26 protein-coding genes and 1 tRNA gene are annotated in these 25,708 nt (G+C 49.5%); 15 read left to right on the top strand and 12 right to left on the bottom strand.

Annotation, left to right across the window (positions count from 1 at the left end):
• Positions 1 to 234 precede the first annotated feature (234 nt).
• Positions 235 to 308: transfer RNA gene (locus tag IPP66_03080), tRNA-Val, on the bottom strand.
• A gap of 47 nt (positions 309 to 355) precedes the next feature.
• Here IPP66_03080 and IPP66_03075 point away from each other — a divergent pair.
• The 7 genes from IPP66_03075 to IPP66_03045 all read left to right on the top strand — a co-directional run bounded on the left by IPP66_03075 (position 356) and on the right by IPP66_03045 (position 8,854).
• Entirely contained in the window at positions 356 to 1,129 is a 774-nt protein-coding gene (locus IPP66_03075) for a fumarylacetoacetate hydrolase family protein (protein MBK9924252.1), read from the top strand.
• A gap of 15 nt (positions 1,130 to 1,144) precedes the next feature.
• Positions 1,145 to 1,705 (top strand): hypothetical protein, encoded by a 561-nt coding sequence (locus IPP66_03070; protein MBK9924251.1) that lies wholly within the window; start codon positions 1,145 to 1,147, stop codon positions 1,703 to 1,705.
• 425 nt (positions 1,706 to 2,130) lie between these two features.
• Positions 2,131 to 3,327 carry an aminomethyl transferase family protein gene (locus tag IPP66_03065; GenBank protein ID MBK9924250.1) on the top strand — a complete coding sequence of 399 codons (1,197 nt, stop codon included), beginning with the start codon at positions 2,131 to 2,133 and terminating at the stop codon, positions 3,325 to 3,327.
• A gap of 52 nt (positions 3,328 to 3,379) precedes the next feature.
• Entirely contained in the window at positions 3,380 to 4,960 is a 1,581-nt protein-coding gene (locus tag IPP66_03060; GenBank protein MBK9924249.1) for an NAD(P)/FAD-dependent oxidoreductase, read from the top strand.
• A 146-nt stretch (positions 4,961 to 5,106) separates the two neighbouring features.
• The gene (locus IPP66_03055; protein ID MBK9924248.1) at positions 5,107 to 6,054 is read left to right on the top strand and encodes a PD40 domain-containing protein; all 948 of its coding nucleotides are present in this window, start codon (positions 5,107 to 5,109) and stop codon (positions 6,052 to 6,054) included.
• A 9-nt stretch (positions 6,055 to 6,063) separates the two neighbouring features.
• Positions 6,064 to 7,554 (top strand): NAD(P)/FAD-dependent oxidoreductase, encoded by a 1,491-nt coding sequence (locus tag IPP66_03050; GenBank protein ID MBK9924247.1) that lies wholly within the window; start codon positions 6,064 to 6,066, stop codon positions 7,552 to 7,554.
• 184 nt (positions 7,555 to 7,738) lie between these two features.
• The gene (locus IPP66_03045; protein ID MBK9924246.1) at positions 7,739 to 8,854 is read left to right on the top strand and encodes an aromatic ring-hydroxylating dioxygenase subunit alpha; all 1,116 of its coding nucleotides are present in this window, start codon (positions 7,739 to 7,741) and stop codon (positions 8,852 to 8,854) included.
• Between the two features lie 88 nt (positions 8,855 to 8,942).
• Here IPP66_03045 and IPP66_03040 read toward each other — a convergent pair whose 3' ends face one another.
• The 6 genes from IPP66_03040 to IPP66_03015 all read right to left on the bottom strand — a co-directional run bounded on the left by IPP66_03040 (position 8,943) and on the right by IPP66_03015 (position 14,253).
• Positions 8,943 to 9,539: a class I SAM-dependent methyltransferase gene (locus tag IPP66_03040; protein MBK9924245.1), complete on the bottom strand. Its 597-nt coding sequence runs from the start codon at positions 9,537 to 9,539 to the stop codon at positions 8,943 to 8,945.
• A gap of 333 nt (positions 9,540 to 9,872) precedes the next feature.
• Positions 9,873 to 10,316 (bottom strand): hypothetical protein, encoded by a 444-nt coding sequence (locus IPP66_03035; GenBank protein MBK9924244.1) that lies wholly within the window; start codon positions 10,314 to 10,316, stop codon positions 9,873 to 9,875.
• Positions 10,317 to 10,402: 86 nt separating this feature from the next.
• Positions 10,403 to 11,641, bottom strand: a complete 1,239-nt coding sequence (locus IPP66_03030) for an amidase (protein ID MBK9924243.1) — start codon at positions 11,639 to 11,641, stop codon at positions 10,403 to 10,405.
• A gap of 13 nt (positions 11,642 to 11,654) precedes the next feature.
• Entirely contained in the window at positions 11,655 to 12,476 is an 822-nt protein-coding gene (locus tag IPP66_03025; protein ID MBK9924242.1) for a MerR family transcriptional regulator, read from the bottom strand.
• 83 nt (positions 12,477 to 12,559) lie between these two features.
• Complete coding sequence (locus IPP66_03020; GenBank protein ID MBK9924241.1) at positions 12,560 to 13,411, bottom strand: MerR family transcriptional regulator; 852 nt, start codon at positions 13,409 to 13,411, stop codon at positions 12,560 to 12,562.
• A 74-nt stretch (positions 13,412 to 13,485) separates the two neighbouring features.
• Positions 13,486 to 14,253, bottom strand: coding sequence for a hypothetical protein (locus IPP66_03015; GenBank protein MBK9924240.1), 768 nt, complete (start codon positions 14,251 to 14,253; stop codon positions 13,486 to 13,488).
• Positions 14,254 to 14,310: 57 nt separating this feature from the next.
• Here IPP66_03015 and IPP66_03010 point away from each other — a divergent pair, with 57 nt between their 5' ends.
• Positions 14,311 to 14,871, top strand: a complete 561-nt coding sequence (locus IPP66_03010) for a hypothetical protein (protein ID MBK9924239.1) — start codon at positions 14,311 to 14,313, stop codon at positions 14,869 to 14,871.
• A 12-nt stretch (positions 14,872 to 14,883) separates the two neighbouring features.
• Here the strand turns inward: IPP66_03010 and IPP66_03005 are convergent, their stop codons facing one another.
• From IPP66_03005 to IPP66_02985, 5 genes are all read right to left on the bottom strand, one after another.
• Entirely contained in the window at positions 14,884 to 15,801 is a 918-nt protein-coding gene (locus tag IPP66_03005; protein MBK9924238.1) for a VOC family protein, read from the bottom strand.
• Between the two features lie 75 nt (positions 15,802 to 15,876).
• Positions 15,877 to 16,779: an SDR family oxidoreductase gene (locus IPP66_03000; protein ID MBK9924237.1), complete on the bottom strand. Its 903-nt coding sequence runs from the start codon at positions 16,777 to 16,779 to the stop codon at positions 15,877 to 15,879.
• Positions 16,780 to 16,802: 23 nt separating this feature from the next.
• Positions 16,803 to 17,429: an LUD domain-containing protein gene (locus IPP66_02995; GenBank protein MBK9924236.1), complete on the bottom strand. Its 627-nt coding sequence runs from the start codon at positions 17,427 to 17,429 to the stop codon at positions 16,803 to 16,805.
• Between the two features lie 15 nt (positions 17,430 to 17,444).
• On the bottom strand, positions 17,445 to 18,089 hold the full coding sequence (locus IPP66_02990) for an NAD(P)-binding domain-containing protein (GenBank protein MBK9924235.1): 645 nt from the start codon (positions 18,087 to 18,089) through the stop codon (positions 17,445 to 17,447).
• Positions 18,090 to 18,113: 24 nt separating this feature from the next.
• Complete coding sequence (locus IPP66_02985; GenBank protein ID MBK9924234.1) at positions 18,114 to 18,488, bottom strand: DoxX family protein; 375 nt, start codon at positions 18,486 to 18,488, stop codon at positions 18,114 to 18,116.
• Between the two features lie 134 nt (positions 18,489 to 18,622).
• On the opposite strand from IPP66_02985, the gene IPP66_02980 reads away from it, so the two are divergent.
• From IPP66_02980 to IPP66_02950, 7 genes are all read left to right on the top strand, one after another.
• Positions 18,623 to 19,198 carry a TetR/AcrR family transcriptional regulator gene (locus tag IPP66_02980; protein ID MBK9924233.1) on the top strand — a complete coding sequence of 192 codons (576 nt, stop codon included), beginning with the start codon at positions 18,623 to 18,625 and terminating at the stop codon, positions 19,196 to 19,198.
• 110 nt (positions 19,199 to 19,308) lie between these two features.
• Entirely contained in the window at positions 19,309 to 19,785 is a 477-nt protein-coding gene (locus tag IPP66_02975; protein MBK9924232.1) for a winged helix-turn-helix transcriptional regulator, read from the top strand.
• Entirely contained in the window at positions 19,782 to 20,792 is a 1,011-nt protein-coding gene (locus IPP66_02970; GenBank protein ID MBK9924231.1) for an NAD(P)-dependent oxidoreductase, read from the top strand. The genes IPP66_02975 and IPP66_02970 overlap by 4 nt, the downstream gene beginning before the upstream one ends.
• An 85-nt stretch (positions 20,793 to 20,877) precedes the next feature.
• Positions 20,878 to 21,873 (top strand): GDP-L-fucose synthase, encoded by a 996-nt coding sequence (locus IPP66_02965; protein ID MBK9924230.1) that lies wholly within the window; start codon positions 20,878 to 20,880, stop codon positions 21,871 to 21,873.
• Positions 21,874 to 21,895: 22 nt separating this feature from the next.
• The gene (locus IPP66_02960; GenBank protein MBK9924229.1) at positions 21,896 to 22,744 is read left to right on the top strand and encodes an ABC transporter permease; all 849 of its coding nucleotides are present in this window, start codon (positions 21,896 to 21,898) and stop codon (positions 22,742 to 22,744) included.
• 1 nt (position 22,745) lies between these two features.
• Entirely contained in the window at positions 22,746 to 24,038 is a 1,293-nt protein-coding gene (locus IPP66_02955) for an ABC transporter ATP-binding protein (protein ID MBK9924228.1), read from the top strand.
• Positions 24,039 to 24,106: 68 nt separating this feature from the next.
• Positions 24,107 to 25,708: a hypothetical protein gene (locus tag IPP66_02950; GenBank protein MBK9924227.1), complete on the top strand. Its 1,602-nt coding sequence runs from the start codon at positions 24,107 to 24,109 to the stop codon at positions 25,706 to 25,708.

The raw sequence follows: 25,708 nt of genomic DNA, 5'->3' as shown, positions 1-25,708 counted from the left end.
AAGATTCCCTGCGGGAAATATTTGACCTTGGAAAGAAAAAGTCCCACTTGTTGTGAGACTTTTTGTGGGCACTAAGGGACTCGTATCATCCCCCTGTGGGAAACACCTGACCCTGGAAAGAAAAAGCCTCACATTCGTGAGACTTTTTGTGGGCGCTAAAGGACTCGTATCATCCCCATGAGGGAAACACCTGACCCTAGAAAGAAAAAAGCCTCACATTCGTGAGACTTTTTGTGGGCGCTAAGGGACTCGAACCCCTGACCCCTTCTGTGTAAAAGAAGTGCTCTAACCAACTGAGCTAAGCGCCCGCGTCCGCTATTATACATCATGTTACACTTGGGGGGTTGGAGGAAGCATGCGAATTGTTCGATACGAATTAAAAGAAGGAAAGTCAAAACCTAAATACGGATGGTTGTTGGGAGACAAGGTGGGTGAGATCGGAGGCAATATCTTTGGGCGTTACCGTCGTCAAGAAGCCGAAACGCCCCTTGCGGACGTGAACCTGCTTGCCCCCTCGGAGCCGAGCAAAATCGTATGCGTGGGACGCAACTACGTGGAACACGTCAAAGAGATGGGCAATGAACTGCCGAAGGTGCCGCTCATTTTTATGAAGCCACCCTCGTCCATTATCAATCCTAATGATACGATCATTTTGCCGCCGCAATCGGCGCAGGTGGAACACGAAGGTGAATTAGTCATCGTCATTGGCAAACGCGGACGTCACATCACGGCTGAGAAAGCAAAGAATCATATTATTGGTTATACCGTTGGTAATGACGTGACTGCGCGGGACCTGCAAAAAACAGATGACCAGTGGACACGTGCCAAAGGCTTCGATACATTCTGTCCGTTTGGGCCGTGGATCGATACTGAGTTTGACCCCGCTGATGCTGTTGTCACCGTGCGTGTGAATGGACAGATGAGACAGATGGCATCGACACGCGATATGGTGTTTAATGTAGGTGTGTTGGTTGCCTACATTTCATCTGTGATGACACTTGAGCCGGGCGACCTCATTTTTACGGGCACCCCTTCCGGTGTCGGTGTGTTGAAGGATGGCGATGAAGTGTCAGTGGAGATCGAGGGGCTGGGCGAGATCAAGAATAAGGTCAGGGCAGAGAGCCGTTAGGCAATAAAGGAGAGCATGATGCTCATCACGAAAAATTATCGCGTCGATCAGGAAGTCATCACTCGTTTTTTGGATGTGCTTGGCGGTGGGTTGGCAATCCTTTCTGGTAATAAAAATGCGCGGCCAGGTTTTTTCATTGTCTCGCATACTTTCATTCAGGAATTTATTGAAGAGGGGTTCTTCAAAAAAGAGGCGTTACTGATCAAAGCATTGGAAGACAATGGCTTTCCTCTTGATGACGGGCCTGTGGGCTCAATGCTTGTTGAGCAGGTGAAAACTCACGATGCCGCGGAGCATATGCTGAATGCCGCGAAGGGATGGCAAGGTGGGGACGAGGAAGCGCGTGGCGAAGTAGGCTGGGCGGCCAGCGAAGTGACATCCACACTGCGCCAACACCTGGACCGACTCAAGACCCGCGTCTTCCCGTTGTTAGAGCAGAATATCTCGCCTGATGATGAACACAAGATCTCAGAGGGGTTGAACAAGATCGCATTTGAACTTAGCATGAAAGGCGATGCAGACAAGTACATCAAATTGATCGAGTCGTTGGAAGATGAACTAAGCGACTGGAAGTAGATCGTTCACAAAACAAGAGCCTGTAACGGACAAGATACGTCACCCCGACGCGTTTTGTCCGTTTTTAGTTATGATAAAAAGTGACAAATATCCATTGCTCAAAAATTATATATAATTTACAATATCCTTCATTGCAAGGCGATAACGAGAAGACAGTTTCGTTATTCATTGCCGTTTCCTCCCGCTATACAAGTTTTGAAATTACCAACCTGCTTTTTCAATAAAAGAACGTCGACAAACTTTATCTTGGCTTTCCTTAAAACTCCAGACTTCAGTATGGGGTTCTGCGTTGGTACCCGCCTATCGTTACTACGTACAGAGTACGAATCGAGTTCTTTGTGCTGGTGAAGTATTCAAGTTTATCTTTGTTGGAAGACTAATTAAAAATACAAAAGAAAAACTAGCAAGTTTCGCAGAGGATTTTTATGTTTCAACTCAAAAACACCCCCTTCCATGAACGGACGTCCGCGTTGTGCCTGCCGCAGAATTGGCGCAAGTGGGCGGGCTATTATGTTGTCGGTTCGTATGAGCATACGATCGACCGCGAGTATTGGGCGATCCGCAATGCGGCGGCGTTGATCGATGTATCGCCGTTAATGAAATACATTGTCAAAGGGAAAGATGCGGCGGCGTTGTTGCACAAGGTCACCACGCGCGATATTTACAAACTGAAAGTGGGACAAGTCTGTTACACAGGCTGGTGCGATGACGAAGGCAAGATGATCGACGATGGCACTGTTGCACGCCTCGATGAATCGACCTTCCGCCTGACTGCTGCGGAACCGAATCTGCGCTGGCTGATGCTAAACGCAGTCGGGCTCGACGTGCAGTTCGAAGATCAAACTGACAGCGTGGCGTCGCTCAGTTTGCAGGGACCCAACTCACGGGTCATTTTGAATCGCATCTGTGAATCCAATCTCGATGGGCTGAAGTATTTCCGCTTGATGAAGAATAAACTTGGCGGAGTCGAAGTCACCATTTCAAGAACGGGATACACAGGCGATCTCGGTTATGAGATCTGGATGGACGCGAAGGATGGCGTCAAAGTATGGGATGCTATCATGGAAGCGGGACATGATTACGGGATTTTGCCCGTGGGTATTCTCGCGCTCGATATGGCGCGCGTGGAGGCGGGACTGTTCATGCTCGACGTGGATTACACCTCCGCGGGGCACGCGTGGATCGAAGCGCAAAAGTCGTCGCCGTTTGAGTTGGGACTCGATTGGACGGTGGCTCTCGATAAGCCTGGTTATTTCGTTGGGCGTAAGGCATTGGAAAAAGAAAAACGTGAAGGCTCAGCATGGAAGATGGTGGGCATCGAGATCGATTGGGTTGGCATGGAGCAGTTGTATGCCGAGGTTGGTTTGCCGCCGCAAGTGCCTGGGTCTGCGATCCGTGCAAGTATGCCGATTCTGGTTGGCAATGTGCAGGTTGGTTACGCGTCAACGGCAAGTTGGTCGCCGTTGTTGAAGAAGTACATTGCGCTCGCACATTTGCAGAGACCGTATTATGAACTTGGCACGGATGTGCGAATGGAAATTACGGTGGAACATCATCGCAAGTATGCGCCTGCCCGCGTTGTTAAACTTCCATTCTACGAACCCGAATGGAAAAAACGTTAGCACGTTCAAACGTTGGAACGTTCAAACCTAAAAACGTGTAAACGGAGAAACTATGACACAAAATTATGACGCAATCATCATCGGCGGTGGGCACAACGGACTCGTTGCCGCCGCGTATCTGGCGAGAGCAGGACGAAAAGTTGTTGTGCTTGAGCGCAGGGAATTGGTCGGTGGGGCGACCATTACCGAAGAAATTATTCCAGGATTCAAGTTTACAGAATTCTCGTATGTGGTCAGTTTGTTGCGGCCTGAGATTCTCCGCGATTTGAAACTGCCGCAACACGGGTTGAAAATCCTGCCGTTGCCGAGCACCTTCACGCCCACAGGCACAGGCGATTACATCGCAGGTTGGGATGATCACGATACGACGCGCCGCGAAATTTATCGTCATTCGCCCAAGGATGCCGAAGCCTACGATGAATATTCCCGCCGCATGGCGCGCCTGGCAAAAGCCATCAAGCCGATTCTGAGTATTCTGCCTCCTGACCCAACCTCGTTGCATCCAAAAGATTTGATGGGCTTGATGAAGCTCGGTCAATTCGCTTCGACATTAACCGAAAAAGAATTGTATGGTCTCGCAAAGATCATGACCCAATCCGCGGCGGACATGCTCGAAGAATGGTTCGAGACTCCCGCGTTGCTCGGGACAAAGTCCGCGAGCGGGATCATCGGCACGTTCCTTGGTCCGCGTTCGCCGAGCACGGCGTATGTGTTGTTGCATCACTACATGGGCGAGATTGACGGCGCGTTCCGTGCGTGGGGTTTTGCCAAAGGTGGTACAGGCGGAATCGCCGAAGCCATCGCGAGTTCGGCGAGAGCGTTTGGGGCTGAGATCAGGCTCAACGCAACCGCGAAACAGGTCATCGTCAAGAATGGACGCGCTGTTGGAGTGGCGCTCGAAAACGGAGATGAAGTCTACGGCAAGGCAGTCCTTTCGTCTGCCGATCCGTTCGTCACGTTCTTGAAACTCGTCGAGCAAAAATATCTGCCCGATGATCTTATCCATTCGATCAAGAAATTCCGCACACGTGGTTCGTCGGGCAAGGTCAATATCGCGTTGAGCGAACTGCCGAACTTCACCGCACTGCCTGGCGAGAACGCGTTGCACAACGGCGCGATCTCGATCAGCCCGAGCATTGATTACATCGAGCGCGCCTACGACGATGCGAAGTATGGGCGCTTTGCGAAGGAGCCGTACATCGACATGATCGTGCCGTCGAAGATCGACCCCGATATGGCGCCGCCCGGAAAACATGTGATGTCGTGTTTTGTGCAATATGCGCCGTATGATATCGAAGGCGGCTGGGACGATGCCAAGCGCGAAGCCTTCGGTGAAACGGTCATCTCGACCATCGAGAAACACGCGCCGAACATCCGCCGTGCCATCATCGGCAAACAGGTCATTACGCCCCTCGATATCGAACGGATCGCAGGCATCACGGGTGGCAACATCTTCCATGGCGAACTGCTGTTGCATCAACTCTTCTTCATGCGCCCCGCCACCAAATGGTCAAGCTTCCGCACGCCCATCAATGGCTATTATCTCGCTGGCTCAGGCGCACATCCTGGCGGCGGCATCATGGGCGCGCCTGGCAAGTTGGCGGCAGAGATCGCGTTGAAGGATGGAATTTAATGACGATAGACCGTGGACTATGGACGATGGAAAATGGTCAATGGTCTATGGTCTATCGTCCGACAAAGAGCCGCTTCGTTCTTAACGGATGTTTGATTCTGTCCGAGGAAGTTTAGTTTACGCTTTGAGTTGAGTGAAACGAATTTATGCAAATGAAAAGAGTCTTAGCTGTGAGTTTGTGGTGTTTGATAATTGTCGCTTGCGCAAATCAGCAAGTGGTATTTACAGCAACCCCTTTGCCAACTTTTGCTGAGCCAGAATTAACTACAGAGCACATTTCTGGATGGATTGCTTATAGTGTTTTAGTAAGCCGTGAACCATTTGTGACTCAGATATTTCTAAAGAATCTGGAGACAGATGAGACCAGACAACTTACAAATTCTGGAAATAATAGCTGGGCAAGATGGTCTCCCGATGGCACGCAAATCATGTATGTGTCGTGGACAAAGGAAAATCTTTTTGACATATACATCATGGATAAAGGTGGCGGTAATCAAAGACCAATCATCTCTACTCCTGCTAACGAACTTGTGCCCGACTGGTCGCCTGATGGAAGAAAAATTGCTTATGTAGTTTCAGATGAGGATAGTATCTCAAATATTTATGTGTTTGATTTGCAGACAATGAAAACTATGCAAATAACAAGCGATACGCTGGGCGGATTTGCACCTAAATGGTCACCAAATGGTAGCGAGCTCTCCTTTGTTTCGAATTCTTCAGAAAATAAACGAGATGGAAGATCGCAGGTGTTTATCATGAACGCAGACGGTTCAGACGTGAGACAAATGACCCCTTATGATCTTGACCATTTTGAAGATAGCCCTGTTTGGTGCCCTGATTCATCTTGTATCATTTTTATGCGCTTTATTGGTCCTCCAAAATTAATGTTCCTTGACTTGGCAAGCGGAGAAGTAACTCAATTCATTCCAAATGTATTTGATGATGAAATTATGGAAACAGGTCTTGCGCGTTCGTCTTCAAGAGGATACATAACATTTATCGCTGGCGAAACATATTATGCAATGGACGTAAATACAAAAAGGATATATTCATTGGGCGTGAAAAATGCCTATGATCTAGCTTTATATCCGTAAGGAGAATGAATGCAAAACTACGATTACATCATCATCGGCGCAGGACATAACGGCTTGGTTGCCGCGGCGTATCTTGCAAAGAAAGGCAAGAAGGTTCTCGTCCTTGAACGGCGGGACATCGTCGGCGGGCAGGTTGTCACCGAATCTTTCGGCGACGGCTTCACCGTTGACTCGCTCCACGCGGGCGGGATGTTACGTCCTGACATCGTCAAGGATTTGAAACTCTCGCTTCCTGCGGTCACTGAGAGAAAGCCTTTTATTTCTCTTCAAGCGGATGGGGATCACCTCGTCCTTGACCCTGATCCTGTCAAAGCGGCAGAGTCTATCAAACGCTTCTCCGAAAAGGATGCAGCGAACTGGCAACCGTTCCTCGATTTCATGGAGAAAGCTTCGCGTTTCATCCATCTTGCCAACGAAACCATCATGCCGCGCCTGCCGAAGAACTTCAGTTTCGACGAAGGCCTCGGTCTCGCAGAACTTGGTCTCGATCTCCGCCTGATGGGTGGCAAGGATATGATGCGTGTCATCCGTGGCATTCCCATGACCGCCGAAGAATTCGTGGACGAATGGTTCGAGTCCGATGTGGTCAAGGCGGCGGTGGCGTCACTTGGAATCCACGGCTTCACGCTTGGTCCGATGGGCGCAGGGACAGGCTACACTCTTATGCATAACTGGGCGAACCGTGGTGGCATGTCGCACGTTTCTGTTGAAGGCGGAATCGGAAAGGTAACTGAAGCACTTGCAAACGCAGTGAAGTCATTTGGTGGTGAAATCCGCACAGGGGCAGAAGTAGAACGCATACAGGTAGACACATTTACCTGTAAAGGCGTTGTGTTGAAGAACGGCGAAGAGATTTCCGCGGACAACATCATCTCCGCCGTTGACCCGAAGCAGACATTCTTGTCTCTTGTTGGCGCAGTCAACCTCCCGCCTGAATTTGTGTGGAATGTCCAATCCATCAAAATGCGTGGCTCGGTGGCCAAAATCCATTTGCTGACGGATGGCAAACACGGCATCCCTGATGGGACAGTTGCTTTGGCTCCTTCTATTAAGTATCTTGAGAAAGCCTACGATGCGGCGAAGTATCATAGTATTTCTGAAAAACCGTATCTCGAAGTCACAACTTCGGGGAATGTGGTTTCCATCCATTTTCAATTTGCGTCGTACGAACTGAAGAATGACAGTTGGCAGGTTGCAGGTTCAAAAGTTGAAAAGTTGGCAATTGATACACTCGCGGAATATTTCGTAAATCTAAAATCATCAATCGTAAATCGTAAATCTCTCACGCCTCTTGACCTCGAACAAACCTATGGTCTCACCGAAGGTGACCTCAACCACGGTCAACTCATGCTCGATCAATTCATGTTCATGCGTCCGATCCCTGGCTGGTCGAATCACAAGACCCCGCTCGATAATCTCTATCTCTGCGGAAGCGGAGTCCACGGCGGAGGGGGAGTCAGTGGTACGGCGGGACGAAATGTAGTAAAGGTGTTGAAGTAGTTCCGATGCTTGTAAATCTGTTCGCTCAAGCAAAACGCAGTGCAGTTCCTGAAGTTCTTGTAGATCGCATCAGGTAACCTCTCGGCGCGGAACGTTTCCGTGACCGAGTCAAATAACCGCGGGTATCTTTTGATACCCGTGGTTATTTTTTTTATCCAACCTTTTTATGAATAAGGAGAATCTTATGGCAACTTATTTCAAAACCGCAGATACCTATGTCGCAGGCTCGATGACCCTTCCGCAGGAATACTACACTTCCCATGATGTATTCCAGCGGGAAAAAGAACGCATCTTCAAGCATGGCTGGATGTGTGTTGGGCATCAGAGCCGCATCGCTCATGTGGGTGAATATTTTCTGGCAAGTGTTTTTGATGAAAGCATCATCGTCTTGCGCGATAAACAGGATAATATCCGCGCTTTTTATAATGTCTGTCGTCATCGCGGTACACGTATCTGCGAAGAGAACGAGGGACAGTTCAAAGGCAGTATCCAATGTTCGTATCACGCCTGGACCTATGGTTTGGACGGCACACTCATCGGCGCGCCGTTCATGAAGGAAGTGGAAGGCTTTCGTTGGGAAGAATTCCCATTGCGCTCGGTACACGTCCACGTGTGGGAAGGGTTCATCTTTATCAACCTGAGCATGGATACGCCCGAGCCTTTTGAAACGATGTACGAACCCATGCTGAACCGTCTTACACGTTGGAACGTCGGCGGCCTCAAAGTCCATACCCGCCATGTATATGAAGCCGCCTCCAATTGGAAGTATGTCTTTCAAAATTTCAATGAGTGTTATCACTGCCCGACCATTCATCCCATGCTGAACAAATATACGAACTACACCAGCGCCGAGAACGATCTCTTCGACGGCTCAATGCTTGGCGGATTTATGAATATCACCGGTGGTGACAGCATGACCATGTCTGGAAGGCTATGTGGCTTGCCGTTGGGCGATCTCAGTTCAGGTATCGAGAAGCGCGGATTTTATTACACCATGTTGCCTAATCTGTTGATCAATATTCATCCCGATTATTTGATGTATCACATGCTTCTGCCTGTTGCGCCGGGTCACACCACCATTGTCAGCGAGTGGCTATTCAACCCAGAGTCGTTTGGCTTGCCGGATTTTCGTCCGCAAGAAGCTGTTGATTTTTGGCATGAGACCAACCTACAGGATTGGCAAGTCTGCGAGTTAAGTCAGCAAGGCGTAACTTCACAAGGATACACGCCCGGCTGGTACAGTCCGCGTGAAAGTTTGCTCGCTGCCTTCGATCGCGAATATCTGCGCATCATGGAGTGACTTTCCTAAAGAGTGAAATAACTTGCAGGTCACGCTTGGTGGTTGAGTAGGATGAAGTCCGTATCAAAACCAAACGTGACCTGCTTTGTTATAACGTCCCAGTCAATTCGATGGCACGTGGGTCACGCCCGAAAGCGAGACGTTTTGCCCAAGTACTGGGAAAGGTTTGCAGATCAGACTTTCCCATTCGGCTGGGGTTTTTCATTTGCCAACCCGACTCTCGCATCACTTCTTGAATTCGGTCTGCTCCGGCTTCGAGAGCCGTTCCCGCCTCTGACAGCGCTCCACCGTTCAGCCGAATCGTTATCGCTGTGTTAGGGCATGCAATGGACTTCAACCCGCACGTCAACCCTGAGTCACCGTTCAGTAAACTTTCCAGCAGGCTTCCCCACGGGAAGTTGATGGTGATATGTGAAATCAATCCATTCAGTTCGTGTGGCAGGTTTTGTGCATTGGCAATAACGAAGAGCAGATTTGATATTTTGGCGCGAGAATATTCATGCAAATTCTCACGGCACGAGTCCACGCCGATAACGAAGTGACAGGGAAAGGTTCGGGCGTGATGAAAGGCAAATTTGCCATCACCAGTTCCGAGGTCCAGAATGACGCGCTGATGATTTGTGAGTCGTGCATGCAGTTTGTTTAAATCCAAAGTGCAGGGCTTTTTGCCCTGAATTGTTTCCATTTGAAACCTCCGATTTGTGATTTAGTGGGAAGACAAATCGGAGCAGGGCGGGGCACGCGCCTTGGACTTAAACGAAAATAGATGGCAGCTATGTCAGGCACCATCGAGATCGTCGGGTGTAGGTTTTTTACGGGTTACGGGGAATGCAAAACAACCCCAATAATTTTGGGGGCGCGTGTATTTTGCGTGGGTATTAAATTAGCAAGGGGGTCTTGCTGTGTTCATGATGACAAAATTGTAGCATGGGCAATGTGGCGTGTATATTAGAGTTTGGTATGTATTGGGCAGGGATGCAGTAGGGGCGCAGCACTGCTGCGCCCCTACGTAAAATTATTATTCCGCCAATTTGATCGCGACTTCGATCTGCCATTTCGATTTGCGCGGTTCGATCTTTGGATCGGTCAGAAAGGTCTCGTAGCGTCCGCGGAAGTTATCACCCTCATCGGTATCCCAGCGGTCAAGGTCCAGACCTTGAGCACGCACCCATTCGATCAACGCGCGATTGCCGGAGATGCCGCCACCGGAATAGATGAGGTGAGCGTATTGTCCGGCGGGTATGAAATCCGCCTTGACGTTCCCATCATTGGGCAGCGCCTTTTTTACAGGAATACAATATGAGAGATCCATGAAGCCGCTCATATCGATGACGTGATAGCGCAGAAAGGAGGGGCCTGCAGTTTTGATCTTCTTTTCTTCGAACCAATTATTCAACTGACTTGCGTTTCTCCTGATTTCCTTCGACATGCCCTTGAATGGCGCAATAAATCGAATGCCCATATAGGTGATCTTCGAACGTTTTCAATTTTGGGTTTTCTAATGGTTATCACTGGAAATCCTTTTCTATTACGCAATCAAGATGAGTTTTATGCAATCGGATGCCTTTTTCCATATTCGTTCGTCATTTGATACTGATATGCCAGTCGCAATACAGTGATTTCATCCCAGGGTTTGCCCACAATCTGTAGACCCAATGGGAGACCTTTTGCATCAAAACCGCATGGAATGCTTACAGCGGGCAATCCATAGTAATTTGCAAATGCAGTATTTTCAGGTGACAGCGTCTGCTCATTGGACTTGGCGTTCTTGATGAGCGGAACAGTAGTTGTACAGGTGGGTAGCAACAAAACATCAATATTCTTGAACGATTGTTCAGCGATGGACTTCCTATCGGCCTCAATATTCTTTATGCCCTTGCTTGGGTCACCAAATGGGGCAAGAGTGTTGATTGTATTATGACCTAATGCACGAATTGCTTCAACAGCTTTTTCGAATGTTGCAAGTACCTCCTGCCCTGCCTTGACATTCTCAGCTACGCCGATTCGTAATTCAGTATTGACTGCCAACCCATCAAAAAAGTCAACATTTTTTGTGTTTTCATTTCGTTCAGCAAGGACATTCAGTACAAGCGCCGTATCTTCAATGTTGCGCGTGGTAATAGCGGGATGCGACAGCCACAAGATCATCTCATCTGCCTTTTCCCCTGCAAGGATTCCTTCGCCGTTTAGAAGACCATATGTGCCTTTAAAACCGGTTACGCCACAAACGGAGGCCGGTAAACGGCAGGAGCCAACTGCATCCGTATCAAGTGTGGCAAAGCACATGCCACTGGAAACAGCAACCGCAGATCCGCTGGACGAGCCGCCGGGAATGTAATCAGAATTCCATGGGTTCTTTGCAGGCCCATAGTGACTCACAAGCCCGGTGGTGCCCATGCCCAGTTGATGCATATTCATTTTCCCGATGATGATCGCTCCTGCATCTTTTAATTTGGTTACTGCGACAGCGTCTTTTGCGGGTATACGGTCTTTAAAATACTTAAACGCAGCGGTTGTTCTGATGCCAGCCGTGTCATAAAAATCCTTGATGCCAACCGGGATACCGTGCAATGGACCCCGCCATTTGCCGGATTTTATTTCGACTTCGGCAAGTTTGGCTTGTTCCCGCGCCTGATCCCCCAACACGGTAATAAATGCATTCAACCTGGGGTTGAGAGTGTTTATTCGCTCAAGGCAGGAGTTTACAATTTCCACCGGCGAAACTTGTTGTTCACGAATCAGTTTGCTTAACTCATTAATGCTCAAGTAATAAGAATTTACATTCATGATGGTTTGTTTCCTACTTGAACAACCAGACAATTTCCCATTTTGCATCGGGACCCGGGCCTGTGTACCAAATCTCGCGCGGTGACCCGACCATTTTAAAGCCATTCTTTTGGATCCAATCCGCACCGGCATCATAAGCAGCCAACAGTTCGGGATAGTGGCATTGGTCTCCGGTGATGAGGACAGACGCACCTTTCCCACCTTCCAGCTGCTTCACTTCGATGTGACCTTTGCCTTCCACCTTACCATTCACTGCAATACAAATCTCGACGGGACCATCTTCGGTTTCACTGACAGGCCCATGATAAATGCCGAATGGTGCTCCCATCGGCTGTGCGCCTTGTTCATTTACAAGTCCGAACAACTCTCCAGCATCCAGTTCCTCCTGTTTGCCCAGACCATCTACAGTGTGGTGACGTGTGATGCTGATAACCTGCTGGGTTGGGATATCTTTTACAACGACTTCAAGATTCATTTTATTTGCCTCCGGTCTTAATTGTTTTGAAAATTCACGAGCCTGCCTGCGAATCTGCTCAAGTTGTCGTTCCCGCATTGCGAGGTGTTGACGAATCAACAACTCGATCTGTGCTTGCGAAACAGGCAACATCACCAATGCCCGCCGAATATCGGCAAGAGGCATATCCATATCACGCATGCTCCGGATCATGCGCGCTGTTCGGACCTGGTCAATGCTGTAGTAGCGGTACCCAGTTTGCGGGTCAATGTGAAGCGGTTGTAGAATCTCCAGCTGGTCATACAATCGCAGCGCCTTGACCGAAAGCCGGGTCATGTTGGCGAAGGTCCCAATGGAAAGCAGGTCTTTTGGCTCACTCATTGCAGCAGTATACAGTCTCCACAAAGGGGAGAGTCAAGGGTAATAAAATAGCAAACCGATTTGGTTTGCTGTTTTACTTGCTTCTATTTGAACATCCAGACGATTTCCATTCGAATTTCTGGGCCTTCCATCTTTGGCTTCCCTACGGGTGGGTTGTGCCAAACCTCGTGTGGAGGCTCAGCCATTTCATATCCGTTCTTTTGGATCCAATCCGCGGCCGCATCATATGCGCCGAGGATGGCAGGAAAGTCGCATTGTGCGCCGACCATCATTACGGTTGCGGCGTTGCCACCCGGCAGAGTTTTTACGGTTACATCTCCCTTTGCCTTGATCTTTCCATCGACTGGCAAACAGATCTCGATCGGGCCGTCCTGCTGTTCATTGACCTGACCGTGGAAAATGCCGAAGGGCGAATCTGACGACTCCACATGCTGGTCATCCAATAATTGTTGAAATGTATCCAGCGATTGTTTGATGACCATGTCGAGCTTATCCACTTTGACATGGCTTGTTATGCTAAGCACCTGTTGCGCTTTAAGTTCTTTGATCTCTACTTTCAGACTCATAGGTTGTACCTCCTGATGGATTAGTTGAACGAGTTGGTGAACCTGCCCACGGATCTGTTCCACCTGTCTTTCGCGCATTTCGACATATTCCTTCACCAATGATTCAGTTTCAAGCGGAGAAGCGGCGTCTGCAGACACCGAATCAAGCACTTGGCGAATCGTGGCGAGCGGCATGTCCATTTCACGCATGACCCGGATCATGCGTGCGCTCGGGAGTTGGTCAACCCCGTAGTAGCGGTATCCAGTTTGGGGGTCGGTGTGATGCGGCTGTAGAATGCCTAACTGATCGTACAATCGCAAGGCCTTGAACGAGAGTCCGGTCAAATTGGCAAAGCCGCCGATGGAGAAGAGTTCCTTTGGTTGATTCATATCGGCAGTATACAATCTTCCCATGGGGTAGAGTCAAGAGCGAAATAAATCTATTTAGGCTTTGGATATTTGTTTTATGAATGTGGCTGATGCAACCACCAGAGGGAAGTCCCTTGCACGGCCAGTGCGACCATGATGGCACTAATGAATGCTACCGCAATCCCTGTTCGTTCGAGTAGCAAGTTCAAGGTCAAGAAGAAACCTGCAAAAGCAAAGAGACCGTATAACAGTCCGCGCAATACATGTGCGGCGGCGGCAGAGCCTTGATGACGATGAGCAAAGACCGTCAGAATGGACACGTACAGTGGAATGGTGGTCAACAGCCCGGTCAGGTGTGGACCAATGAATGGTGCGATGCCTGTTATCAATAAAATGAAACTCGTCCCGATCAAGATGCGCAAGGGAATATCCCAGACCCCTGGTTGAGCATCTGTTTCTTCTACGATATCGTTGGGGATCAATCGCAATGCGGCAAGTATTGCAACACAGACGATAAAGAACATCGGTCTTAAAGGAAAGGTGAAGTTTTGTAGTATTGCTGTACAAGCCGTGAAGACCATCAGACTTCCTATGATCGAAACTTGCCAGCGAAAACGATTCGCCAGCCATACATAAGAAAGCGAATAGAGCACGAGCGAGATTCCCCCGCTGATAACGCCCAGTGTGGCGTTTGTGGCGAAAGTTGTGTCGTGACTAAGGGCAAGGAAGAACACCACCGGCCCCGATGTGAGTGGCAGGCCAACGATCCAGCCGCTGACGGCCGGTCCCCATTTACGGCCGGCCAGGCTGGCAGAACCGATAATGAGGGGAGCAAGGATCAACTTCAGAATGAATATGTTCATGAGCCGCTTATTATATATCCCCACAGATTTGATTGATCGGCGTGTTATATTTTCAGCATGAATTTTTCTAAAACCCGTATGACCATACTGCTGAGCAGTGTTCTGTTGATTGTGATACTTATTCAAGTTTTGTATGACCCTATTGCATCTGCAAGACATACGCTGAAGGTTGCCAGCGTCCGTGCTGAGTTGCCACGGGCGCGTGCTCAATGGGATGCGTTGGGAATTAAAAACTACACATTCGAGATTCAGGGTGATGGTCGTTCGATCTGTAGGCCATATGCGACCATTGAAGTCCGTGAAGGAGTTGTAGTGAAGGTGGAAACAAAAGATCCTGTAGCGATCTTGTCTCCTGAATATTGGGCTGATCCCAGTTGGGGCGAAGAAGTTTTTTTATGCAGTTATTCCCACTATACAATGCCGCAGATCTTTGACTTGGTTGATATCACATTGAGAAACTTCCCATCATCCATCATGCAGGCAGAGTTTGATCCGCTATACGGATTTGTGTCTCACTTTAAGTTTGGTATTTATGTTGGCTATGGATTGGCAAGACCCAGGCTCAACGACTGTTGCAATGAATTTCAAATTTCAAAGTTTCAGCCGTTGAGCCCGTAGATATTGATATATTTATTTTGTCACGGTCAGGACTACGCCATTCTGTGACGGATCATGCAGAAACAGACCCGCCTCGGTCATATTCGACGGGATGCCTGCTTCATCGATCCGGGCCACTACCTCATCGTAAGCCTTTTGATCTGGTAACTCGATCGTGAAATAGCGCAGGCCCACTGCATCAGCAGGCGGAGGCGGAGCGCCTGCACCCTGCCAGGTGTTCAGGCCAAGATGATGGTGATACCCGCCCGCAGACACAAATCCCATTTGGAATTCTTTTGCAATGCCCATGATATCGAAGCCGATAATGCCGTGGTAAAAATCGACGGCTTCTGCTACATCACGCACATGCAAGTGGACATGTCCCACGCGCGTTTCAAGTGGAATGGGCACATCCAACTTGTCATCCTCCTGGATGTGGCTGAATAATTCTTCTACATCCAGCGCCTCACGGCCATTGCTCCACGAACCATCCTTGCGATAGGATTCGTATTTGCCGTTGGCAAACTTCCATGTGCCATCTTCCGGTGACTCGCAATACAACTCAATTCCATTCCCTTCAAGGTCATCGAGGTAGGTGGTCTTGGTCATGATGTGGTCCGTGGGGGAGTTGGGATATTTGATGGCAAACAGACGCGCCATCGCGATCGCCAACTCACGTTTGTTTGGGAAAACATACGCTACATGATACAAACCCGTTACACCACGATATTTCTTCAAGTTGGGTTGTTCGGTCAGTAACAATAAGTCCTTGCCGCCTGCACCGAGCCCTGCCTTGTTCCCTTCGCGCCAGTGGAGTTTGAATCCCATGGCCTGCTGATAGAACATGATCTGGTTCTCAAGGTTTGCCACCGTGAGGGAAATATGTCCCATCAAGGTTTTGGGGTGGATCGAAAACTCGGTTTTTGTTTCTGAATTGGGCAATAGACTCATTCAATAGCTCCTGCCGTTTGTTGCGGCATTACTTGATTTGTCACTTTGACAAACCGTCTCTACATTTTCTTTCGGTTATGGCGCGGCCTTCACCAGAGTTTCGCGCTGACTGGACAAGAAATCGGCGACGCTGATCGGTTTACGTCCGGTCAATTCTTCGACCGTATTGGTTGCGATGCTGAATTTGCCTTGCGCGATGGCAGCGTCAAATGACGAGTAAGCCTCGGCAAGTGGGCGAGGAAGCCCGCCAGCCGTCATGTTTTTAATGAGATCTTCCAATGCCACCGGAACATAGGTAATTTCTTTTCCAGTGAGTTTGCTGGCAATGGATGCTATATCATATTGCGAGACAGCTTCAGGTCCGGTGATATCCAGCGTCTGACGCCCATCAAAGGACGATGTCAACGCTGAGAACGCGGCTTGAGCCACATCTTCTCGTGAGATGTACGCGGCTTTCTCTTCACCGATGGCATTGATCAACTTACCAGACTGAGCGGCCCGAGCCACAGACATCAACAAAACTTCCATGTAGATGTTCTCGCGTAATGATGTCCATCCCATTTTGCTCTCTGCCAACGCTTCCTCTGTGCCGCGATGGTCGGGGGCAACGAAGGCTGGTGAATCAGGCCCGGGATTGATAATGGATGTGTACACGACGTGACTTACCCCTGCCTGTTCAGCCGCCTTGATGGCGTTACGGTGCTGATTGAGACGGCGGCCCGGCACATCCACAGCATCTGTGCTGATGAGTAACAGCCTGTCAACGCCTTGAAATGCCTGGGACAAAGAATTCAAGTCTTCAAAATCGGCCTGACGTATGGTTGCGCCGCGCTTACTGAGATCGGCAAGTTTCTCCGGCGTACGAGTGGCGGCGATAACCGTTCCTTTATAGGTATCCAGCAATAATTCCACAACTCGACGCCCCAGGTGACCGGAAGCCCCTGTGACGAGTAAAGTTTTCTTTTGATTCGATGACATCCAAGTCTCCTAAAACAGAAATTTTAAAAACCAAGCGATTCTTTTACGATGATCATTGTAATACGATCGGGACGAATTTCTTTGTTAACGATCAACACCTTGCTGACATTTGTGCTGACCTTGTACAGGTCTTGCATGTGTTGTTCTTCCAACGGAACGATGTAGTCGTAAATACGGCTCATTCCTTCGTTAAAGTCCTTGACGATTTTCTGGGCGCCGATCACCCAGATCACCTTGCCTGCCCCCGAAGCATAGGGGCCTAACTGACTGCCCGTGTTCGATGCGATCAACACGTGTCCATCCTCCGTTACAGCATGGACACTACCTGCGGCAAAATCTGGTGCGCCGCCCAGCTTGCGGATCTCGCGTCCCTGCGTTGCGCGATCCATGGCGAACATCTTCGGGCGCAGAGCATTGTACTTTCCTGATTGATCAACTTCATCTTTAATGCCAAGCGTTTCCAGTGTTACAGATGCGCCGAGGAAAACTTCTGCCCCATCGGGGACCAGTTCAAAAAAGAGGCGTTTGGCTTCCTCGCCGTTTTCAGCGACAAGTGTGTGAATGCCATTGGCTTCCAATGCTTGGGCTGTGCGTTCGATCTGGTCGTCGCTGGCGGGCGAACTAAACTTCGTATTCTGTACGGTTAACATAAATTGATTCCTTGTTTAGCTGAGAATTTTCAATGCACTACCCCAATTTGTACCGAGGGTGCCTTGTAGAACGATGTGTAGGAGTTGCATGCCTTCGATCTGGCGGGCGCGGCTCAATGGACCAGCGTCCACGGCGCGCATACCACCATCGGTCACGATCTGCGCGACCTTGGCTTTGGCGTCCACATCGTCGCCGGCGATAAAGACATCGAGTGGCTGACCAGCCACCTGTCCAGAAAGAAGCGTGCCTGCATATGTCGTGTTGAAAGCCTTTACTACTTTCGCACCGTTTGCAATTGCCTTTGCCAGATCTTCCGCAGAAGATGAATCGGGCGCAGTGGCGAGACCGTCATAAGTCGAATTCAGTGGGTTGGCAATGTCCACCACGACCTTGCCTGCAAGTTTGGAGCCGAGCTGTTTTGCCAGATCGATATTTGTGCCATACCACACAGCAAATACCACGACATCACCAAGTTCAACATTGCCGATGCTGGCGGTTGAAACTTTCGCACCATTCTTTGCTGATGACCGTACATCGGATGCGGTCTTTTCTGCCACTTCGGGATTTGCATCCACAAATGTGACCGAGTGCCCACCCGCGACCGCACGTGTTCCAATACCGCGCCCCATGTTGCCTGATCCAATAATTGTTACGTTCATTTTATATTTCTCCTTGAAATTGATTTATGAAAAAAGTGTCCAGCGCCCGATGATTACGAACACAGCGAGTGCAAGCAATACGATGTTGACAGGAATTACATTGAATTCCTTCTTGGGCAAATGCACGCTAAAGATTGCCAGTAGTTGAATAACCGTCAAACCAACTGCGGCGATGACTGTTAGCCACGGCAGGATGCCGGTAACGAGGGGGAGGATCAGCCCAAGTGCGCCAAGCAGTTCTGATATCCCAACGAAGCGGATGTAACCATCCTGTTTATCATGTGCCCAGGTCATCTGTGGGTTCGTGCGTACATTGGCGGGTTGAAAAGTCTTCATACTGCCCGCCATCAAATACATGGCGGCTAATAATCCTTGTGCGATCCATAATGCGATGTTCATCTTGACTCTCCTTGGGAGTGATGATAATATACAGTTGTGCTCTAAACAACAGATGTTGTGTAGTGTATCAATCTTTCCATGAAAGTCAACCAACAAAGACTTTGATCTGTTGGATAAACAACACTGGAGTGAAAATGTTGTCTAACCTGAAAGAAGAAAAGCTCGATCCTCGCGTCAAACGGACCCGAAACCTGATCCTGTCATCCTTTGAGTCTCTCCTCGCTGAAAAAGGATTCGAAGCTATTTCCGTGCAAGATGTGACCGACAAAGCTGAGATCAACCGTGCCACGTTCTATGCACACTTCCCCGATAAATATGCCTTGCTCGATTATTCCATCAGCGAGATGTTCACACATGAGATCGAGAAGCGCACGCTGAACGCCTGTCACTACACCCCCGACAATTTACGGAACCTGATCCTGGCTGTGTGTGAATTTCTTTCCAAGACTCACAGAGAATGCGCACAGCCGCATCAACAATTTGAATCGTTGATCGAAGGCACGATCAAAAAACAGATCTTTGATTTGTTAACCTATTGGTTGGTTCAAACAAAATCAAAAATCTCCAGCGATATTCCTGCCACCGTGGCAACATGGGCGATCTATGGTTTGGCATCTCACTATAGCCATATGAAAAAACGTCCCACTCTTGAGAAATTTGTAGACGATGCATTTCCGTTGGTAGCGGTCAATTTGGAACAATTTGCGTAGCAAGCAAACTTCCGAAGCGCCAAAGAACGGCGAGACTTCGGAAGTTTTTATTTCACCTGTTTGACAGCCCCTTATTCCCGGTTATAATTCAGTCACTGAATTTTGAACCTATGGAATCAACCAACGACGAACTCCGCGAGCTTACCCTGCTCGAAAAAATCGAAAATGATCCCGATGTAAATCAATCTGTTTTGGCTACGCAACTTGGTGTGGCGGTGGGAACAGTCAATTGGCATCTCAAGCGTCTCATTGCGAAAGGCTATGTCAAAGCCATGCGCGCTGAGCGCAAGAAGTTGCGCTACATCATCACCCCCGAAGGCATTGCCCTGCGGGCTCGCCTGGCAGTTGATTACGTCGAGCGCTCTTTTTCTATTTATCGTAAAACTCGTCAGCGTGTGAAAGATCATCTCACCAAAGTGCAGGACGCAGGCTACAACCAGGTCCGCATTACTGGTAAAGGCGATGTGGTGGATATTTGTCGCCTGACCTGTATTGAACAGGGTGTTGCCGTTGTAAATGATAAGAATGTCCCCGTCCTGCAAGTGGATGGGTTCAAAGTGCAATTACGGATGGAGGATTCAGTATGACAGACCGCCATATCCTTGTTACAGGAGGCGCCGGGTACATCGGCTCACTCTTGACCTCGGAACTGCTCCGCCTTAACTACCGGGTCACTGTCCTTGACTCTCTCCTCTTCGGCGGAGAGTCGCTGGTGCCTTTTTTGCATCATCCCAACTTTAATTTCGTCAAAGCGGATGTGACCGAACCGCGCGCGATCAAAGACTCGCTCAAAGACCAGTGGCAAAAACCAAATGCGATCATTCATCTCGCCGCCATTGTAGGTTTCCCAGCATGTCAGGCAGTCGGCAAACAGGTGGCGTGGAAGTACAATGTTGAGGCCACGAAAAGTGTTTTTGAGCAGGCATCAGATTTGGGCGTGGAAAGATTCGTGTTCGCGTCCACATACAGCAACTATGGTTTGTCTGAAAATGGCAAGCCAGTCACCGAAGAATCCCCACTAAATCCACAATCGTTATATGCAGAGACAAAGATCGCATCTGAAGAGTTTTTGCTTTCGCAAAAAGATGCTTCGTGTGCGCCTTTGTTGTTCCGTTTTGCGACGTTGTATGGGCTTTCACCGCGTACGCGCTTTGACTTGATCGTGAACCAATTTGTGTTGGAAGCATTCACGAAACGCACATTGATCATTTACCAACGCGGATATTCGCGTTCGTTCGTCCATATTCGGGATGTAGCACGCGGCGTCATTATGGGGCTTGAAGCCGAGCAGTCAAAGATCCGTGGGCAGGTTTTCAATCTTGGTACTGATAACGGAAACTATTCAAAAGACGATATTGTGCGGCTGGTGTTGAAGCGCATGCCGCAAACTGTCGTCGAATACAAAGACCTGACCTTCGGTGGCGATATGCGTGACATCACCGTTTCGTTCGCAAAGATCAAGAATACCCTTGGCTTTGATACAACATTGGACGTAAACGATGGCGTCCGTGAATTGTTGTTTGCCCTGAAAACGGGACTCATCCAAAACCCAACCGATGCACATTATCGTAATGCACAATTTATAGTGCAATGAGAATGTAGACACGTAAACACGCGAATTGCTTTGTTTGCTCGTTTACATGCCTACTTATTTACTTCTTTCAAATTAAGGAGAAACCATGTCTGAAAATTTTTGGCAAAACAAAAAAGTGATCGTTACCGGCGGAGCAGGCTTTCTTGGCTCATTCGTCATCGAAAAACTCAAGGCGCGTGGCGCAACGGACATTTTCATTCCGCGCATTGAGAACTACAACCTCGTCGACCCGAACGACATTCGCAAGCTGTATGCGGACCAATTGAAAGGCGTTGACCCGAAGAACGTGGTCATCATTCACCTCGCCGCCAACGTGGGCGGTATTGGTGCCAATCGCGAGCACCCCGCAGACTTTTTCTACGACAACCTCATGATGGGCGTGGAACTGATGCACCAGGCGTATAAGAATGGTGTTGGCAAGTTTGTTGCCATTGGAACCGTTTGTGCATATCCCAAATTCACCCCCGTTCCCTTCAAAGAAGATGATTTGTGGATCGGTTACCCCGAAGAGACCAACGCTCCGTATGGCCTCGCCAAGAAGATGATGCTTGTGCAAGCACAGGCCTATCGCCAGCAATATGGCTTCAATGCCATCTTCCTTTTGCCTGTGAATCTCTACGGTCCGCGCGATAACTTCAATCTTGCTTCATCGCATGTCATCCCTGCTTTGATCCGCAAGGCTGTGGAAGCGAGCGAGCGCGGTGATAAGGAACTTCCCGTGTGGGGCGATGGTTCACCGACGCGTGAATTCCTGTATGTGGAAGATGCCGCCGATGGCATTGTCACTGCCGCAGAAAAATACAACGGCGACGAACCTGTCAACTTGGGTTCTGGGTATGAGATCGCGATCAAGGATTTGAGTGAGATGATCGTAAAGATGACCGGCTTCCAGGGCAAACTTGTTTGGCAAACGGATAAGCCCAACGGCCAACCCCGCCGCGGACTCGACGTCAGCCGCGCGAAAGAATATTTCGGTTGGAGCGCGCAGGTTCCTTTTGAAGAAGGGATGCGCCGCACCATCGAGTGGTTCAAGGAAAACAAGAAACTAATAGAGAGCAGAGATCAGAAGGCTAAGCACTAGGTATCTGACCTCCGATCAACTTATGAACGAAATAGTAAAGCACGAACCAACGACCATTTATATCAAGCCATCCAAAGGATTGGCCGCGCTCAATTTGCGTGACTTGTGGATGTACCGCGAACTGATCTACTTTATGATCTGGCGCGAAGTCAAAGTGCGTTACAAGCAGACGATGCTTGGAGCGGCGTGGGCGATTATCCAGCCGGTGTTGACGATGACCGTGTTCACATTCCTTTTTAACGGTATCGCCAAATTGCCGACGGATGGGAATATTCCGTACCCGATCTTTTCGTACACGGCGCTTCTTCCGTGGGGGCTGTTTGTGGCCGCGTTGAATCAGGCTTCGCGTTCGCTGACATCGAATCAAAACATGGTTTCCAAGATCTATTTTCCACGTTTGGTTTTGCCATTAGCCTCGGTGCTTTCAGGCTTGATCGATTTCGTCATTGCGTTTGTCATTTTGATCGGTCTGATGATCTACTACCGGATCGCCCCTTCGATCAATGTGCTCTGGGCTTTGCCGTTATTCCTTATGTTGACGATCATTACGGCCTTGGGCGTAGCATTGTGGCTTTCAGCGATCAACGTGCAGTATCGTGATGTCAACTATGCTCTTCCGTTTCTGACTCAGTTTTGGCTGTTCGCTACTCCTGTTGCCTATTCCTCCAGCCTGATCTCAGAGAAATGGCTGTTGGTCTATTCGTTGAACCCAATGGCTGGAGTGGTGAACGGATTCCGCTGGGCATTGCTGGGAGTCGGAAATGGTCCCGATGCCGGGCTTTGGATCTCAGTAGGGATCGCCTTGCTCATCTTGATCAGCGGATTGTTCTACTTCCGCAATATGGAAAAGACTTTCGCGGACACGATTTAATATGACAGTAGCCATTAGTGTAAAAAACCTCGGTAAACAATATAAGATCGGCGCGGCACAACAGAAGTTCCAATACAACATGTTCCGCGATGTGATCGTGGATACGCTTATGACGCCCGTGCGTGTCTTCCGTGCCTTGCGCGGACAAGGCATGCGTGGCGCGACGAACACAGCCAAAATATGGGCGTTGAACGATGTCTCGTTTGACCTTGAAGAAGGCAAAGTGCTTGGTATTGTGGGACGTAACGGCGCAGGCAAAAGCACCTTATTGAAGATCCTTTCGCGTGTGACGGAACCTACCGTTGGAACCGTCTCTGTGCGTGGACGTGTTGGTTCGTTGCTCGAAGTGGGCACGGGCTTTCATCCTGAACTCACCGGGCGCGAAAACATTTATATGAACGGCGCGATCCTCGGAATGAAAAGCGCAGAGATCGACCGCAAGTTCGATGAGATCGTGGATTTCTCTGAAGTCGGCCAGTTCATTGATACGCCTGTGAAACGCTATTCATCGGGTATGTATTTGCGGCTTGCGTTCGCCGTGGCCGCGCACCTCGAACCTGAGATCCTTGTCGTGGATGAAGTCCTTGCGGTGGGGGATGCGGAGTTTCAGCGCAAGTGTCTTGGCAAGATGGGTGACGTGGCACAGCAGGGACGTACGGTCCTGTTCGTGAGTCACAACATGTCTGCGATCCTTCGTCTTACACAGGAAGCCATCGTCCTCAAAAAGGGACAACTTCTCAAACGCGCGCCCACACCCGAAGCCGTTGACTTTTATCTTTCGTCGGGGCAGGCGGAATCGGGTGAGCGCATTTGGGAGACCGATGAAATCCCAGCGGCGAGCGAACCCTTTAGACCCGTAGCAATTCGAATTAAAGATAGAGGCGGGAACGTCGTCGATACTGTCCGTTCCACTGAGTCTGTCACCGTCGAGTGGGAATATCAGATCAATGCGCCCATCACGGGTTTGCGTGTGGGTATGTATCTCAACACGATGCGTGGCGAATATGTGTTCACCGCGTTTGATACCGATGATGCCGCGCAGTTTGAACAATTCGGTGCGCGCAAATCGGGGCGTTATATTAGCCGCTGTACCATCCCTGCTGATTTCTTCAATGAAGGTCGCTATTATCTTGGTGTCAATGCGAGTTCATTCGGTGTAAAGCGTTACTTCATGGATGAAAACGCTATCTCGTTCAATGTGGATATTACCGGCGCGCCCGGCACGCAATGGCCTGAACTTCGTCAAGGACCCATTCGCCCGCGTTTGGATTGGAAGATCGAGAAATTAGATTAGCCGCTGAGCCACGGAGACACTGAGAAAATAAAAACTCCGTGTCTCTGTGGCTCCGTGGTAAAAGAATCATGCTCAATAAAAACTCCCTCCGTAACTTTTTAGGCGAACTGCCTCTTGCCGCCGAACTCGATTATTCGCTTCGGCAAAAGGGACGCGCCCGCAAAGACCACTTCAATCTCGCGCGCCTGCATACATCATTGCCGCATGGCGTGGCGCAGGCAAAGCCTTTCATCGAGCAGGCGGGTAACGGTAAAAAGATTCTTTTCTTCGCCACGCTTCACTATTGGATCGAACAAGCCGCGTACATTTCTCTCACGCTCGCGGGCCTCGGTCACAAGGTCACGTTGTTGACTTTGCCATACTCTGAATGGCACAAAGAAATGGACAAACTGACTCAGAAGCAACGCGGACTCCACACACGGGACGCGCTCTCGTCGCTTGCTCCTTATGTGAAGCACGCCTCTTTTCTCGACCTCAAGCCTGCTTCGGACTTACCTGCATCTCTCCGCGCTGACATCGAAGAGGTCTCCCCGTGGGACGCGCAGTACACGCTCATGCGCGAAGAAGTGGACATGTCGAATGCGAAAGATAAAGCGTTGTACGATCTGCGCATCAAGCGCAATACCTTTGCCGCCCTCGCCGCTCTCGAATGGATGCAAGTCAACAAACCGGATGTAGTTCTCATCCCCAACGGCTTGATCCTCGAAATGGGAATCGTCTTCCGTGTGGCGAAATTTCTCAACATCCCCGCTGTGACCTTTGAATTCAACGACCAACGCGAACAGATCTGGCTCGCGCAAAACACGTCCATCATGCAACAGGATACGGACTATCTCGTGCGTGATCGCTGTTCCCTGCCCATGACCGATACAATGTACGAACGCCTTGCCGACCTGGAGAATGCTCGCCGTGGTGCGCGTGTATGGGGTAAGTCCAAGCGGCTCTGGCAATATGTCTCAGCACAAGGGGCCGAGACAACAAAGAAGGCATTAGGACTCGATGAACGCCCCGTTGTCCTGCTCGCCGCGAACGTCTTGGGCGACAGCCTCACACTCGGACGAAACATCTTTGCCGAATCCATGAGTGAATGGATCACAAGGACTGTCCAATACTTTGCCAAACGGACAGACGTACAACTTGTTGTTCGCATTCATCCCGGAGAAAAGATCGTCCCGCAGGCAAAATCCATGGGGACGGTTGTCCGCGAAGCGCTACCCGAACTCCCAAGTCATATTCATGTTATCGGCGCGTTGGACAATGTCAACACGTATGACCTGATCGAGATCGCTAACTTGGGGCTTGCATACACAACGACAGTCGGCGTCGAAACCGCCATGAACGGCATACCCGTCATCTCATGCGGACAAACCCATTACCGTGCTCGCGGTTTTACGATTGAACCAAATACTTGGGATGAGTATTTCGCCACGCTCGAAAACGTTCTATCTGATTTGCCCGCTCATCGTTTGAGTGAAGAGCAAACTGCCAAAGCATGGAACTACGCCTACCGCTTCTTCTTCGAATATCCCCGCCCATTCCCGTGGCGCCTAATGAATTTCTGGGATGATCTTGATGTGTGGCCATTGGATAAAGTTCTTGGCGAAGAAGGTATGTCACATTTTGGCGATACGTTCAAGTTTCTGGTCGGTGAACCCTTTACGTGGAAATAA

The sequence above is a fragment of the Candidatus Defluviilinea proxima genome (assembly GCA_016721115.1).
Classification (GTDB): domain Bacteria; phylum Chloroflexota; class Anaerolineae; order Anaerolineales; family Villigracilaceae; genus Defluviilinea; species Defluviilinea proxima.
This window is presented reverse-complemented; position numbering and strand designations above follow the sequence as displayed.

Coding starts and splice junctions, on each gene's coding strand:
- IPP66_03075 (MBK9924252.1), top strand. CDS start 356: ATGCGAATTGTTCGATACGAATTAAAAGAAGGAAAGTCAAAACCTAAA.
- IPP66_03070 (MBK9924251.1), top strand. CDS start 1,145: ATGATGCTCATCACGAAAAATTATCGCGTCGATCAGGAAGTCATCACT.
- IPP66_03065 (MBK9924250.1), top strand. CDS start 2,131: ATGTTTCAACTCAAAAACACCCCCTTCCATGAACGGACGTCCGCGTTG.
- IPP66_03060 (MBK9924249.1), top strand. CDS start 3,380: ATGACACAAAATTATGACGCAATCATCATCGGCGGTGGGCACAACGGA.
- IPP66_03055 (MBK9924248.1), top strand. CDS start 5,107: ATGCAAATGAAAAGAGTCTTAGCTGTGAGTTTGTGGTGTTTGATAATT.
- IPP66_03050 (MBK9924247.1), top strand. CDS start 6,064: ATGCAAAACTACGATTACATCATCATCGGCGCAGGACATAACGGCTTG.
- IPP66_03045 (MBK9924246.1), top strand. CDS start 7,739: ATGGCAACTTATTTCAAAACCGCAGATACCTATGTCGCAGGCTCGATG.
- IPP66_03040 (MBK9924245.1), bottom strand. CDS start 9,539: ATGGAAACAATTCAGGGCAAAAAGCCCTGCACTTTGGATTTAAACAAA.
- IPP66_03035 (MBK9924244.1), bottom strand. CDS start 10,316: ATGGGCATTCGATTTATTGCGCCATTCAAGGGCATGTCGAAGGAAATC.
- IPP66_03030 (MBK9924243.1), bottom strand. CDS start 11,641: ATGAATGTAAATTCTTATTACTTGAGCATTAATGAGTTAAGCAAACTG.
- IPP66_03025 (MBK9924242.1), bottom strand. CDS start 12,476: ATGAGTGAGCCAAAAGACCTGCTTTCCATTGGGACCTTCGCCAACATG.
- IPP66_03020 (MBK9924241.1), bottom strand. CDS start 13,411: ATGAATCAACCAAAGGAACTCTTCTCCATCGGCGGCTTTGCCAATTTG.
- IPP66_03015 (MBK9924240.1), bottom strand. CDS start 14,253: ATGAACATATTCATTCTGAAGTTGATCCTTGCTCCCCTCATTATCGGT.
- IPP66_03010 (MBK9924239.1), top strand. CDS start 14,311: ATGAATTTTTCTAAAACCCGTATGACCATACTGCTGAGCAGTGTTCTG.
- IPP66_03005 (MBK9924238.1), bottom strand. CDS start 15,801: ATGAGTCTATTGCCCAATTCAGAAACAAAAACCGAGTTTTCGATCCAC.
- IPP66_03000 (MBK9924237.1), bottom strand. CDS start 16,779: ATGTCATCGAATCAAAAGAAAACTTTACTCGTCACAGGGGCTTCCGGT.
- IPP66_02995 (MBK9924236.1), bottom strand. CDS start 17,429: ATGTTAACCGTACAGAATACGAAGTTTAGTTCGCCCGCCAGCGACGAC.
- IPP66_02990 (MBK9924235.1), bottom strand. CDS start 18,089: ATGAACGTAACAATTATTGGATCAGGCAACATGGGGCGCGGTATTGGA.
- IPP66_02985 (MBK9924234.1), bottom strand. CDS start 18,488: ATGAACATCGCATTATGGATCGCACAAGGATTATTAGCCGCCATGTAT.
- IPP66_02980 (MBK9924233.1), top strand. CDS start 18,623: ATGTTGTCTAACCTGAAAGAAGAAAAGCTCGATCCTCGCGTCAAACGG.
- IPP66_02975 (MBK9924232.1), top strand. CDS start 19,309: ATGGAATCAACCAACGACGAACTCCGCGAGCTTACCCTGCTCGAAAAA.
- IPP66_02970 (MBK9924231.1), top strand. CDS start 19,782: ATGACAGACCGCCATATCCTTGTTACAGGAGGCGCCGGGTACATCGGC.
- IPP66_02965 (MBK9924230.1), top strand. CDS start 20,878: ATGTCTGAAAATTTTTGGCAAAACAAAAAAGTGATCGTTACCGGCGGA.
- IPP66_02960 (MBK9924229.1), top strand. CDS start 21,896: ATGAACGAAATAGTAAAGCACGAACCAACGACCATTTATATCAAGCCA.
- IPP66_02955 (MBK9924228.1), top strand. CDS start 22,746: ATGACAGTAGCCATTAGTGTAAAAAACCTCGGTAAACAATATAAGATC.
- IPP66_02950 (MBK9924227.1), top strand. CDS start 24,107: ATGCTCAATAAAAACTCCCTCCGTAACTTTTTAGGCGAACTGCCTCTT.